The sequence below is a fragment of the Caldanaerobacter subterraneus subsp. tengcongensis MB4 genome, from assembly GCF_000007085.1.
Classification (GTDB): domain Bacteria; phylum Bacillota; class Thermoanaerobacteria; order Thermoanaerobacterales; family Thermoanaerobacteraceae; genus Thermoanaerobacter; species Thermoanaerobacter subterraneus.
This window is the reverse complement of record NC_003869.1, coordinates 2,184,479-2,197,702: the sequence shown is the minus strand read 5'-3', so window position 1 is coordinate 2,197,702 and position 13,224 is coordinate 2,184,479. Positions and strand designations below refer to the sequence as shown.

At 41.5% G+C, this 13,224-nt stretch carries 15 protein-coding genes, 1 tRNA gene and 2 other annotated features (1 of these 18 running past the window's edge); all 16 genes read left to right on the top strand.

Annotated features, from left to right (window positions below; all coding sequences use genetic code 11):
* Nucleotides 1-17, top strand: a binding site (T-box leader); it begins 202 nt to the left of the window's first position.
* Between the two features lie 34 nt (nt 18-51).
* The 16 genes from cysE to rpoB all read left to right on the top strand — a co-directional run bounded on the left by cysE (nt 52) and on the right by rpoB (nt 13,212).
* The gene (gene cysE, locus TTE_RS11060; RefSeq protein WP_011026360.1) at nt 52-714 is read left to right on the top strand and encodes a serine O-acetyltransferase; all 663 of its coding nucleotides are present in this window, start codon (nt 52-54) and stop codon (nt 712-714) included.
* Complete coding sequence (gene cysS / locus TTE_RS11055; RefSeq protein ID WP_011026359.1) at nt 701-2,104, top strand: cysteine--tRNA ligase; 1,404 nt, start codon at nt 701-703, stop codon at nt 2,102-2,104. Before cysE ends, cysS begins: the two co-directional genes overlap by 14 nt.
* Nucleotides 2,086-2,496, top strand: coding sequence for a Mini-ribonuclease 3 (locus TTE_RS11050; RefSeq protein WP_011026358.1), 411 nt, complete (start codon nt 2,086-2,088; stop codon nt 2,494-2,496). Before cysS ends, TTE_RS11050 begins: the two co-directional genes overlap by 19 nt.
* A 9-nt stretch (nt 2,497-2,505) precedes the next feature.
* Nucleotides 2,506-3,249, top strand: coding sequence for a 23S rRNA (guanosine(2251)-2'-O)-methyltransferase RlmB (gene rlmB, locus TTE_RS11045; protein WP_011026357.1), 744 nt, complete (start codon nt 2,506-2,508; stop codon nt 3,247-3,249).
* A complete protein-coding gene (locus tag TTE_RS11040; RefSeq protein WP_011026356.1) occupies nt 3,249-3,752 on the top strand; it encodes an NYN domain-containing protein in 504 nt (167 codons plus the stop codon). The genes rlmB and TTE_RS11040 overlap by 1 nt, the downstream gene beginning before the upstream one ends.
* A gap of 84 nt (nt 3,753-3,836) precedes the next feature.
* Complete coding sequence (gene sigH, locus TTE_RS11035; RefSeq protein ID WP_031314302.1) at nt 3,837-4,481, top strand: RNA polymerase sporulation sigma factor SigH; 645 nt, start codon at nt 3,837-3,839, stop codon at nt 4,479-4,481.
* A 63-nt stretch (nt 4,482-4,544) separates the two neighbouring features.
* Nucleotides 4,545-4,620, top strand: a tRNA-Thr gene (locus tag TTE_RS11030).
* A gap of 104 nt (nt 4,621-4,724) precedes the next feature.
* On the top strand, nt 4,725-5,927 hold the full coding sequence (tuf, locus tag TTE_RS11025) for an elongation factor Tu (protein WP_011026354.1): 1,203 nt from the start codon (nt 4,725-4,727) through the stop codon (nt 5,925-5,927).
* A 122-nt stretch (nt 5,928-6,049) separates the two neighbouring features.
* Nucleotides 6,050-6,199 (top strand): 50S ribosomal protein L33, encoded by a 150-nt coding sequence (gene rpmG / locus TTE_RS11020; protein WP_011026353.1) that lies wholly within the window; start codon nt 6,050-6,052, stop codon nt 6,197-6,199.
* A gap of 27 nt (nt 6,200-6,226) precedes the next feature.
* On the top strand, nt 6,227-6,427 hold the full coding sequence (secE, locus tag TTE_RS11015) for a preprotein translocase subunit SecE (RefSeq protein WP_011026352.1): 201 nt from the start codon (nt 6,227-6,229) through the stop codon (nt 6,425-6,427).
* A 31-nt stretch (nt 6,428-6,458) separates the two neighbouring features.
* Complete coding sequence (gene nusG / locus TTE_RS11010; RefSeq protein ID WP_011026351.1) at nt 6,459-6,983, top strand: transcription termination/antitermination protein NusG; 525 nt, start codon at nt 6,459-6,461, stop codon at nt 6,981-6,983.
* A gap of 19 nt (nt 6,984-7,002) precedes the next feature.
* Complete coding sequence (rplK, locus tag TTE_RS11005; protein ID WP_011026350.1) at nt 7,003-7,425, top strand: 50S ribosomal protein L11; 423 nt, start codon at nt 7,003-7,005, stop codon at nt 7,423-7,425.
* Nucleotides 7,426-7,474: 49 nt separating this feature from the next.
* The gene (gene rplA, locus TTE_RS11000) at nt 7,475-8,170 is read left to right on the top strand and encodes a 50S ribosomal protein L1 (protein WP_011026349.1); all 696 of its coding nucleotides are present in this window, start codon (nt 7,475-7,477) and stop codon (nt 8,168-8,170) included.
* A gap of 47 nt (nt 8,171-8,217) precedes the next feature.
* Nucleotides 8,218-8,343 (top strand) — a sequence feature (ribosomal protein L10 leader region).
* 12 nt (nt 8,344-8,355) lie between these two features.
* Nucleotides 8,356-8,889 (top strand): 50S ribosomal protein L10, encoded by a 534-nt coding sequence (gene rplJ / locus TTE_RS10995; RefSeq protein WP_011026348.1) that lies wholly within the window; start codon nt 8,356-8,358, stop codon nt 8,887-8,889.
* 25 nt (nt 8,890-8,914) lie between these two features.
* Nucleotides 8,915-9,292 (top strand): 50S ribosomal protein L7/L12, encoded by a 378-nt coding sequence (gene rplL / locus TTE_RS10990; RefSeq protein ID WP_011026347.1) that lies wholly within the window; start codon nt 8,915-8,917, stop codon nt 9,290-9,292.
* 215 nt (nt 9,293-9,507) lie between these two features.
* Nucleotides 9,508-13,212 carry a DNA-directed RNA polymerase subunit beta gene (gene rpoB, locus TTE_RS10985; protein ID WP_011026346.1) on the top strand — a complete coding sequence of 1,235 codons (3,705 nt, stop codon included), beginning with the start codon at nt 9,508-9,510 and terminating at the stop codon, nt 13,210-13,212.
* The last annotated feature ends 12 nt before the right edge of the window (nt 13,213-13,224 follow it).

The following is a 13,224-nucleotide window of genomic DNA, read 5'->3' as shown; positions in this document are numbered from 1 at the left end:
CCCCCCTCGTCTCTGAGATGAGGGGGGTAAATTTTTAAGGAGGTGTTTTGCATGTTTAAAACTTTAAAAGAAGACATTGAAGTAGTTTTTGAAAGAGACCCTGCTGCAAAGAGCGTTTTGGAGGTTTTACTGTGTTATCCCGGGCTCCACGCCATAATACTTCACAGAATTGCCCATTACTTCTATAAAAAAGGTTTTATACTGCTGCCGAGGTTGATTTCACATATAAACCGTTTTTTGACAGGCATTGAAATACATCCAGGTGCAAAAATTGGGCGCAGATTTTTCATAGACCACGGCATGGGAGTTGTAATAGGAGAGACTACGGAAATTGGAGACAATGTGACGATATATCAAGGAGTGACTTTGGGAGGTACTGGTAAAGAAAAGGGAAAAAGGCATCCTACGATAAAGGACAATGTAGTTATAGGCAGTGGAGCTAAAGTTTTGGGACCTATTGTGGTAGGGGAAAATTCAAAAATAGGAGCAGGAGCTGTCGTTTTAAAAGATGTGCCCCCAAATAGCACTGTAGTTGGCGTTCCTGCAAGGTGCGTCAAAAAAGACAACATACGCATAGCAAGATCTTATGAAGTGGACCTGGAACATGGCAAGCTCCCTGACCCTGTAGAGGAAGAGCTAAGAAGGTTAAGAGAGAGGATAGAGAGGCTTGAAAAAATTTTAATGGAAAGGGATGAGGAAGATGAGGCTGTATAACACAATGACTAGAACTAAAGAGGAATTTAAGCCTTTGAAGGATAAAGTGGTAAACATGTATGTCTGTGGGCCTACAGTTTACAATTACATCCACATAGGGAATGCTAGAGCTTTTATCGTCTTCGATACTGTGAGAAGGTATTTGGAGTACAAGGGTTACACTGTAAACTACGTTCAAAATTTTACAGATATTGACGATAAGATAATAAATAGAGCGAAGGAGGAGAATACTACAGAAAAGGAAATAGCAGAAAGGTTCATAGAGGAGTATTTTAAAGATGCAGATGCTCTTGGGATAAAGAGAGCTACAGTTCACCCCAGGGCCACAGAGCATATAGATGACATAATTGAATTCATAAAAATACTCATTGACAAAGGGTATGCATATGTGGTAGACGGCAATGTGTATTTTGAAACGGCTAAATTTAAGGATTATGGGAAACTTTCTCATAAAAATATAGATGAACTGATGGCGGGTGCAAGGGTGGAGATAGACGAGAAAAAGAAAAACCCTCTAGACTTTGCACTGTGGAAGGCTCAAAAGCCCGGAGAACCTGCTTGGGACAGTCCGTGGGGGAAAGGAAGGCCTGGCTGGCATATTGAGTGCTCTGTCATGTCTACAAAGTATTTGGGGAAGACCTTGGACATTCACGCAGGAGGGCCAGATTTAATTTTCCCTCACCATGAAAATGAGATCGCTCAAAGCGAAGCAGCCTATGACCAGCCGTTTTCTAAATATTGGATGCATATAGGGTATTTAAATGTGAACAATGAGAAGATGTCAAAGTCAAAGGGTAATTTCTTTACAGTGAGGGAGCTTACGGAGAAATATGACCCTGAAGTTTTAAGGCTTTTCATGCTTATGGCCCATTACAGGAGTCCTATAAACTTTAGCCTTGATTTGCTAGACCAGGCGAAATCCGCCTATGAAAGACTTAGTAACGCTGTGGTCAATTTGAAGCACTTGGCAAATATTACCAAAGACAGGGAGTTAAGCGATGAAGAAAAAGATTTGATTGTCAAGTTTGATGAGTATAAAAAGCAGTTTGAAGAGGCTATGGACGATGATTTTAACACGGCAGATGCTATTTCTGTGCTTTTTGAAATGGCTAAAACTGCCAATGCAAATTTAAGTGGAAATTCTTCTAAGAAATTGGTAGAATATATTCTGGAGATGTTCTTAAAGCTTTCTGATGTATTAGGGCTGTCTTACAAAAACGCTGAGACAGAGATTGAAGATGAAGAAATACTCAGGTTGATAGAGGAAAGGCAAAAGGCCAGAAAAGAGAAAAACTGGAAGTTAGCTGATGAGATAAGGGATAAATTGAAAGAAAGAGGTATAATTTTAGAGGATACGCCAGAGGGAGTAAGATGGAAAAGGATAAGATGATTCTTGTAAAGGAAAAGGGGGTTTTAGACTTATCCCCCCTTGTTTTGGCTTTCATTGGAGATGCGGTTTACAGCCTTTATGTCAGAACTAAGATTGTGGAGAAAGGGAATATGAAATTGGCTCATTTAAATGAGCAAACTGTGAAGTACGTTAAGGCATCTTCACAGGCTAGGTCTCTTGAGCGAATTTACGACCTTCTCACTGAAGAAGAAAAGGAAATTGTGAGAAGGGGAAGAAATGCCAAAGCTTCTACAGTTCCAAAAGGAGCAAGTGTTAAAGAGTATAAGTATGCCACTGCCTTTGAAGCATTAGTGGGATATTTGTACCTTTTAGAAAGATTTGATAGGCTTTACTTTCTTTTGAGCCTTTCTATGGAATACACGGAAGAATAGGTGAAAATTATGAGAAATGGCGATATTATATATGGAAGAAACCCTGTTATAGAAGCGATAAGAAGCGGTAAGGAAATAGAAAAGATATACGTGTCCAAAACTGCCGGTGGCAATATTTCTAAAATAATAGGTATGGCGAAAGAAGCCGGAATTGTAGTTTCTACTGCTGACAGTGATACCTTGAAGAGGTTAGCGCAGACTCCTAATCATCAAGGAGTAGTTGCAGTTGGAGCTTTGTATAAATATTTTGATGTGACGGATATTTTAAACTATGCAGAAGAGAAGAAAGAAAAGCCTTTTTTGTTGATTTTAGATGAGATAACTGACCCTCACAATATGGGTGCTATAATAAGAAGTGCGGAAGCTTTTGGAGTGCACGGGGTGATAATTCCCAAAAGGCGTTCTGCAGGGATAAATGCCACAGTGGTAAAGGCCTCAGCTGGTGCGGTAGAATACATAAAAGTGGCAAAAGTTTCAAATATTAACAGCACCATAAGGGATCTGAAAGAAAAAGGACTTTGGATTATTGGGACTGACGCAAAAGCTGAGAAGAGTTTTGAAGAGCTAGATTACGATTTTCCTCTGGCTCTGGTCATTGGAAGTGAGGGAAAAGGAATTTCGAGGTTGGTTTTAGAGAATTGTGATTTTGTAATTAAAATTCCCATGAAGGGTAAAATCAATTCTCTTAACGCTTCTGTTGCTGCTTCTATTTTGATGTACAACATTTTATCAAAAAGGCAAGGTAAGGCGTGATGCCCTTGTATATGCTGGTAGACGGTTATAATGTCATAAACAACTGGCAGATGCTCAAGGAAATTGCAAAGAGAAGTCTGGAAGATGCGAGAGACAAATTAATAGATTTGCTGGCAGATTTTAAAGGATATACAGGCATAAATATAATATTGGTTTTCGATGCCATGTATGTAAAAGGGAGTTTGGAAAAGCATGAAGAGATAAATGGCATTGAAGTAGTGTACACAAAAGAAGGAGAATCGGCAGACCATTTTATAGAGTCGAAAGTGGTAGAGCTCGTCAAAAAAGAGGATGTGGTAGTGGTAAGCTCAGACTGGATTGTGCAGCAGGTAGTCATGGCTCACGGTGCCATTAGGATGTCAGCTAGGGAACTTTACGAGGAGATGAACAGGTACATTGAAAAGCACAAAAAGGAGTATATGAATACTTTTTACAAGGACAATCTGGAAAATAGGTTAGATGAGGAAACTGTAAAGAAGCTTCGTCAAATGAGGGAAAACTAGTAAAATTAGCTTGACTACCTTTACCAATATAATGTATAATTATAACGTGTAAGGTTGCGGGAATAACAAATGGGGGCGGTATTAGTGAAATCTGGGGCGCAACAGGATTACTATCAGGCTTATGAGCAAATGGAGGAGGAGGAGATAGTTTCAAGAGCGCAACAGGGTGATGAGCTGGCTTTAGAGTATCTCATTGAGAGGTATAAGAATTTTGTTAAGGCTAAAGCTCGCACTTATTTTTTAGTTGGAGCTGATAAAGAAGACATAATTCAAGAAGGAATGATAGGACTTTATAAAGCTATAAGGGATTATAAAAACAACAAGCTCACTTCTTTCAAGGCTTTTGCAGAGCTATGTGTGACCCGTCAGATTATTACTGCCATTAAAACCGCTACCAGGCAAAAGCACATTCCACTTAATTCTTACGTCTCCCTGAATAAACCCATCTTTGATGAAGAATCTGACAGGACTCTGATGGATGTAGTTTCTACCCAGTGCATTGCTGACCCTGAGGAATTAATAATAAGCAAAGAGGAATACGTTAACATTGAAAACAAGATGGAGGAACTTTTAAGCGGTTTAGAATGGGAGGTCTTGGTGGCATACCTGGATGGGAAGTCTTATCAGGAAATAGCTGAGGATTTAAACAGGCATGTGAAGTCCATAGACAATGCCTTGCAGAGGGTGAAAAGAAAATTAGAAAGATATCTTGAAATGAGGAACAGCTAGCTATTGACATTTAGAAAACTTTATAGTAAAATCAGAAAGCGGAAGTTTTAAGCTTCCCTTTTTGCCCACGTAGCTCAGTAGGCAGAGCGTCGCCTTGGTAAGGCGGAGGTCACCGGTTCGATCCCGGTCGCGGGCTCCATTTTAATTTACGCTTTAGTTGTTTTTTTTTATCAAAGAAGTGTTCTTCACTTTATTAATAAGAAACACTTGGATAAGTTTATTAGAAGTAAGGAGGAAGAGAGGATGGCAAAGCAGAAATTTGAGAGGACGAAGCCGCACGTAAACGTAGGGACGATAGGGCACGTAGACCATGGTAAGACGACATTAACAGCAGCGATAACATTAATACTTTCGAAAGCGGGATTAGCACAGGCGAAGGGATATGACGAGATAGACAAGGCGCCAGAGGAGAAGGCAAGGGGTATAACAATAAACACGACGCACGTAGAGTATGAGACAGCGAAGAGGCACTATGCGCACGTAGACTGTCCGGGTCACGCGGACTATGTAAAGAACATGATAACAGGGGCAGCGCAGATGGACGGAGCGATACTGGTAGTATCAGCAGCAGACGGTCCGATGCCGCAGACGAGGGAGCACATATTATTGGCAAGGCAGGTAGGAGTGCCATATATAGTAGTATTTTTGAACAAAGCGGACATGGTAGACGATCCGGAGTTAATAGAGCTAGTAGAGATGGAGGTAAGGGACTTACTGAACCAGTACGAATTTCCAGGGGATGAGACACCGATAGTGGTAGGTTCAGCATTGAAGGCATTAGAGTGCGGATGTGGCAAGAGGGAGTGCCAGTGGTGCGGCAAGATATGGGAGTTAATGGATGTAGTAGACGAATATATACCGACACCGGAGAGGGATATAGACAAGCCGTTCTTGATGCCGGTAGAGGACGTATTTTCGATAACGGGAAGAGGTACAGTTGCGACAGGTAGAGTAGAGAGAGGGAAAGTGAAAGTAGGGGACGAAGTAGAGATAATAGGATTGACGACGGAGTCAAGGAAGACAGTAGTGACAGGAGTAGAGATGTTCAGGAAGACATTAGATGAGGCACAGGCAGGAGACAACATAGGGGTATTGTTAAGAGGGATACAGAAGGATGAAGTAGAGAGAGGGCAGGTACTGGCGAAACCAGGGACGATAAAGCCGCACACGAAATTTGAGGCACAGGTGTACGTATTGACGAAGGAAGAGGGAGGAAGGCACACACCATTTTTCAATGGATACAGGCCGCAGTTTTACTTTAGGACGACGGACGTGACAGGGACGATACAGCTGCCAGAGGGAGTAGAGATGGTAATGCCAGGGGACCACGTGACATTGAGAGTAGAGCTTATAACGCCGATAGCGATGGAAGAAGGGCTTAAGTTTGCTATAAGAGAAGGCGGAAGGACAGTTGGCGCTGGTGTCGTGTCTGCTATAATTGAGTAAAACAGGAAGCCGGGTGCAAACCTGGCTTCTTTTGGGTTAATTTATTTTTGTTTAAGGATTGACAACAAGTTTTATTTATGATAAATTTGTCTAAGTAGTCGCATCACCGGGAGGTGTAACAATTGAGAGTAAAAATTGCACTGGTTTGCACTGAGTGCAAGAATAGAAATTACCATACGACAAAAAATAAGAAAAATGACCCGGATAGGTTAGAGCTCAAGAAGTATTGCAAACACTGCAAAAAGCATACCCTCCACAGAGAGACTAAATAAAGCAAAACATAAAGAGGATGTGAGGAAATGGCCGGTGAAGGAAGGAAGATTGTAAAGTTTTTTAGAGAAGTAAAGGCAGAAATGAAAAAAGTGACGTGGCCCGGAAGGGATACGATGATAACTTATACGGAAGTTGTGCTCGTTGTAATGGTCCTCTTTACGATATTTATTTTTTTGGTAGATTCTGTTTTTAGCTATATATTGAAACTCATCCTCAAATCATTTTAAAGGAGGTTGGGGATTTTCCCCGGAGCTCACTATGTCTGAAAAGGAAACTGCGAAATGGTATGTTGTCCACACATATTCAGGGTATGAGAACAAAGTAAAAGCTAATCTGGAAAAGATTATAGAAAACAGAAATTTACAGGATAAAATTCTTCAAATAGTAGTTCCGACTGAAAAAGTTACAGAGATAAAAGATGGAAAGAAAAAAGTGGTGGAGAGAAAGATTTTTCCTGGGTATGTGCTGGTGAAGATGATAATGACAGATGAGACCTGGTATGTAGTTAGAAACACAAGGGGAGTAACTGGTTTTGTAGGGCCTGGCTCAAAGCCTGTGCCTTTGACGGATGCTGAAGTAAGGGCTTTGGGTATAAAAGATGTTTCTACGGCTGTTGACCTCAATGTGAAGGACACAGTAAGGGTTGTTTCTGGGCCATTTGAGAATTTCATAGGAGTTGTACAGGAAGTTTATCCTGAAAGACAGAAGGCAAAAGTTTTAATTTCAATGTTTGGGAGAGAGACACCGGTTGAATTTGACCTTGTGCAACTTCAGAAAATATAGCATATAAGGAGGTGTAGTCATGGCAAAGAAGGTTGTAGCTGTTGTGAAGATTCAACTGCCAGCGGGCAAAGCCACTCCTGCGCCACCAGTGGGTACTGCGTTAGGTCCCCATGGTGTTAATATAATGGCTTTTTGTAAAGAATTTAACGAAAGAACAGCAAAAGACGCAGGGCTTATCATCCCTGTTGTGATAACAATATACTCAGATAGGTCCTTTAGTTTCATAACAAAGACTCCTCCAGCGTCTGTTTTGCTCAAAAAAGCTGCTGGAATTGAGTCTGGTTCTCCTCAGCCAAATAAGCAGAAAGTCGGTAAAATTACGAAGCAGCAATTAAGAGAGATTGCTGAGATAAAGATGAGAGATTTAAACACCACAGATATAGAGGCTGCTATGAGGATGATTGCTGGAACTGCTAGAAGCATGGGAATAGAAATTGTGTAAAGTGAAGTGGGAGGCAGATGCCCGATAATACCACGAAGGAGGCTTTAAGATGAAGAGAGGAAAAAGATATTTGGAAAATCTTAAACTTTACGACAAAACCCAGCAGTACTCAAGTGATGAAGCAATGGATATAGTTCTTAAAACGGCCAATGCCAAATTTGATGAGACAATTGACTTAGCAGTGAGACTTGGCGTTGATCCAAGGCATGCAGATCAGCAGGTGAGAGGTACAGTGATACTTCCTCACGGTACAGGAAAAACCGTAAAAGTGTTGGTCTTTGCCAAAGGTGAAAAGGCTAAAGAGGCAGAAGCAGCTGGCGCAGACTATGTTGGAGCAGAAGAGCTCGTGGAGAAAATTCAGAAGGAGAACTGGTTTGACTACGACGTTGTTATTGCAACCCCTGATATGATGGGCGTTGTAGGAAGATTGGGTAAACTTTTAGGACCAAAAGGGTTAATGCCAAACCCCAAATCTGGTACAGTTACTTTTGAAGTTGAAAAAGCCGTTAAGGAAGCTAAAGCGGGGAAAATAGAGTACCGCATTGATAAGGCAGGTATAATTCACGTTCCAATCGGGAAAAAGTCCTTTGGCAAAGAGAAGCTTTTAGAGAATTTCAGAACTGTCATGGATGCGATTATAAAATCTAAGCCTGCTGCTGCAAAGGGTCAGTATATAAAGAGTGTAGTGCTTTCTTCTACTATGGGACCAGGCGTCAAAGTAAATCCTGCAAGAATATTTGAATAAGCGTATTGACATCCTGTAAAGACTAATGTTATAATAGACACCGTTGAAATTGAATATGAGAAAGACCGTAGACAGTGGGTTGTGCGTACTGCACGTAAATCCCACCGAGGTTTTTTTAAGATAAATTCCCTCTGGGGATCCTCGTGTCTACGGGATCCTTTTTAAATTTTTAAGGAGGTGGGAAGGTGGGCGCCAGCCGAGAGAAAAAGCAGCAGATCGTCGCAGAATTCAAAGATAAGCTGTCAAAAGCTCAGACAGTGATTTTCACCAGCTTCAGCGGTCTGACTGTTGAAGATGAAACAGTTTTAAGGCGCAAATTTAAGGAAGCGAACTCCGAGTACAAAGTCTACAAAAACACTCTAATGACAATTGCAGCAAGAGAGCTAGGTTATGGAGATGACCTCATAAAATACTTTGAAGGGCCTACCTCTGTAGCTTTTGGGTATGAAGATCCTGTTGCGCCTGCAAAAATTTTAACTGAATTCATGAAAGACCACAAAGGTCTTGAGCTAAAAGTAGGTATAGTGAACGGCAAGATAGTATCTCCCCAGGAGATAGAAGCCTTGGCCAAGCTTCCTTCCAGGGAAGAACTTCTGGCAAAGGCTTTGGGCAGCATGAAAGCTCCTATCACAAATCTCGTTTTTGTGCTCTCTGGCACATTGAGAAGCTTGGTCTACGCGCTAAATGCTATAAAAGAGAAAAAGCAAGCTGAAGCGTAAAAAAATTTGAATGGAGGTAGAGAAGATGAGCAAAGAGGAAATTTTGCAAGCCATAAAAAACATGACAGTTTTAGAGCTAGCTGAATTAGTAAAAGCTTTGGAGGAGGAATTTGGAGTTTCTGCAGCAGCTCCTGTAGCAGTTGCAGCAGCACCAGCAGCTGGTGCACCAGCAGCAGCACCTGCTGAAGAGAAGACAGAATTCGATGTAATCTTGCAAGAAGTAGGAAGCGACAAGATAAAAGTAATCAAAGTAGTAAGAGAGATAACAGGATTGGGACTTAAAGAGGCAAAGGACTTAGTAGACAGCGTGCCAAAGCCAATAAAGGAAGGCGTAAGCAAGGAAGAGGCAAATCAGATCAAAGCAAAATTCGAAGAAGTTGGTGCAAAAGTAGAGATAAAGTAAGGGCAAGCAATTTGCCCTTATTTTTTATGGGGGAGTTGTTGACATAAAAGATTTGTTGTGTTATTATATAAAATTGCATTAATAGTGGCCTTTTTTATTTGTCAAGGTATAATTTTTGGATAGTTGGTGCATAATACCAAATATAATAGGGTCTTTGTGCGCGAATCCAAAAGTGTTGAACTTTTGGTAATTTACATTTTTAAGGGGTGAAATGGATGGTACGGCCTGTACAAGCGGGCAGTAGGACGAGGATGAGCTTTGCCAAGATAGATGAGGTCTTGGAGATTCCAGATCTTATTGAGGTTCAGAAGAAGTCCTATCAGTGGTTCTTGGAGGAGGGTCTTAAAGAAGTCTTTCAGGAAATTTCCCCTATAGAAAGTTTCACTGGCAATTTAGCACTGGAGTTTGTAGATTATAGACTGGAAAATAATCCCAAATACTCTGTAGAGGAATGCAAGGACAGAGATACAACTTATGCGGCTCCTCTTAAAGTAAAGGTAAGGCTTACAAACAGGGAAACGGGTGAGATAAAGGAATCTGAAGTTTTCATGGGAGACCTTCCTTTAATGACAGACAAAGGTACGTTTATCATAAACGGTGCAGAGCGCGTAATTGTAAGCCAGCTGGTCAGGTCACCAGGTGTATATTATGACCAGCAATTTGATAAATTTGGTAAAAAGCTCATTTTTGCGACTGTCATTCCCAATAGAGGTGCATGGCTTGAATATGAAGAGGATTCAAACGATGTTATATATGTTAGAATAGACAGGACTAGAAAAGTTCCGATTACCGTATTGCTAAGGGCTATAGGGTACAACACTGACATACAGATATTGGACCTTTTAGGAGAGGAAGAAAAGTTAAAGGCTACATTGGACAAGGATACCACAAAATCTGAAGAGGAAGCTTTGATAGAAATTTACAAAAGGTTAAGACCTGGCGAACCACCTACTGTGGAGAGCGCAAGAAGCCTTTTCAATGCCCTTTTCTTTGACCCAAAAAGATACGATCTGGCAAAAGTGGGTCGTTATAAGTTTAATAAAAAACTAGCGCTTAAGGCAAGGATTGCCAACCACAAAAGCGCTAAAAGGATTGTCAACCCGATTACAGGAGAGGTATTAGTAGAGGAAGGAGAAAAAATTACAAGGGAGAAAGCTGAAGAGATTCAAAACTGTGGAATAAATGAAGTTGAGATTTTAGTTGATGGGAAAGTAGTAAAGGTAGTTGGGAATAACACAGTTGACATAAACAAATATCCTATGCCTTACGATGTTTCAAGTCTTAACATAAAAGAGCTGGTAAATGTTAGGGTTTTGAGAGAGATACTGGATAATTTTAGCGATGAAGAAGCTGTTTTGAATGAAATAAAAAATAGGATGGATGAACTTGTTCCTAAGCATATAACTAAAGACGATATAGTAGCTACTATAAGCTACCAGCTGAATTTGACCCATGGCGTTGGTTTTGTGGATGACATTGACCACCTTGGCAACAGAAGAGTGAGGTCTGTTGGCGAGCTTTTGCAGAACCAGTTCAGAATTGGCCTTGCCCGCTTGGAAAGAGTTGTGAAAGAGAGGATGACAATTCAGGATGTTAATGAGGTTACTCCTCAAAACCTCATAAACATCCGCCCTGTAGTTGCAGCTATTAGGGAATTTTTTGGAAGTTCCCAGCTTTCACAGTTCATGGACCAGACAAACCCTCTTTCTGAGCTTACCCACAAGAGAAGAGTTAGTGCTTTAGGTCCTGGAGGGCTTAGCAGAGAAAGAGCTGGCTTTGAGGTAAGAGACGTGCACTATTCCCATTACGGAAGGATATGTCCTATAGAAACGCCTGAAGGTCCTAACATCGGTTTGATAACCTCCCTTACTACTTATGCCCGTGTGAACGAGTACGGATTTATAGAAACGCCTTATAGGAAAGTCGATAAGGCAACAGGCACGGTAACAGATGAGATTGTGTACATGACCGCCGACGAAGAAGATGAGTACATCATAGCTCAGGCGAACGAGCCTTTGGACGAAAACAACAGGTTTATAAATGATAGAGTCGTATGTAGGTTAAGAGAAGAGATAATAAGTGTTCCGCCTACAGAGGTCGACTTTATGGACGTATCTCCTAAGCAGATAGTATCTGTTTCTGCATCCCTTATACCTTTCTTAGAAAATGACGACGCAAATAGAGCTTTGATGGGTTCTAACATGCAGAGGCAGGCAGTGCCTTTGTTAAAACCAGAAGCTCCAATAGTTGGTACAGGCATGGAGTATAAGGCTGCTGTTGACTCTGGGGCAGTGATTTTAGCAAAGAATGATGGAATAGTCGAAAAGGTGACAGCTGACAAAGTGGTAATAAGAACTAAGGACGGAAAGAGAGACGAATACCATTTATTGAAGTTTAAGAGGTCAAACCAGGGCACCTGCATCAATCAACGGCCTATTGTCAATGAAGGAGACGAGGTCAAGAAAGGGCAGGTAATATGTGATGGTCCTTCTACAGACCATGGAGAGCTTGCTCTTGGGAAAAACGTCCTGGTCGGATTTATGCCCTGGGAAGGTTACAACTACGAGGACGCTATTTTGATAAGCGAAGAGCTGGTAATGGATGATTCTCTCACTTCTATTCACATAGAGGAATACGATGCAGAAGCTAGAGACACAAAATTAGGTCCTGAAGAGATAACAAGAGAGATTCCAAATGTCGGAGAAGATGCACTGAAAGATTTGGATGAAAGAGGAATAATAAGGATTGGTGCAGAAGTCAGAGCCGGAGATATACTTGTAGGAAAGGTTACCCCTAAAGGAGAGACAGAGCTTACTGCAGAAGAAAGACTTTTAAGAGCAATATTTGGTGAAAAGGCAAGGGAAGTGAGGGATACATCCTTAAGAGTTCCTCACGGTGAATCAGGTATTGTGGTAGATGTTAAAGTGTACTCACGCGAGAATGGAGATGAACTGCCTCCGGGCGTCAACCAGATGGTAAGAGTTTTTGTCGCTCAGAAGAGAAAGATTTCTGTTGGAGACAAGATGGCAGGTCGCCATGGTAACAAGGGTGTAATTTCCAGAATACTGCCTGTTGAAGATATGCCCTTCCTGCCAGATGGCACGCCTTTGCAGATATGCTTGAATCCGCTGGGAGTTCCTTCTCGTATGAACATAGGTCAGGTGTTGGAGACTCACCTGGGGCTGGTGGCAAAAGCTTTGGGCTGGTATATAGCTTCACCTGTATTTGATGGAGCTACAGAGAAGGATATAGAAGAACTACTTGCAAAGTCCGGATTTTCTCCAGACGGCAAGGTACAGCTTTACGATGGAAGAACGGGAGAGCCTTTTGACAATAAAGTCACTGTTGGATACATGTATATGCTAAAACTTCATCACCTGGTAGATGACAAGATGCACGCAAGGTCTACAGGACCTTATTCACTTGTCACTCAGCAGCCTCTGGGCGGAAAGGCTCAGTTTGGCGGACAGAGATTTGGAGAGATGGAAGTTTGGGCGCTGGAAGCTTACGGTGCTGCTCATACCCTGCAGGAAATGCTTACAGTAAAATCTGACGATGTAACCGGACGTGTGAAAGCTTATGAAGCGATAGTGAAAGGAGAAAATATACCAGAGCCTGGAATACCTGAATCCTTCAAAGTGCTTGTAAAAGAGCTTCAGAGCCTGGCATTAGACGTAAAAGTCATCACAGAAGATGGACAGGAAATTCCAATTAAGGAATTTGAAGATGATGACGATGATGTTCCAGATGCTACGCTTAATATAAACATTGAAGGAAGAGAAGATGCGCCTCCAGAGGAAGTGTACGAAGAAGAATACGAAGAAGAGCCAGAAGAACTGCCAGAGGATATTGATTTTGAGCCTGATAATTTTGACATTGACAGCGAGGATTTGTTCATGGATGACGACTATGATGGGTGAAGTCAAAATTTA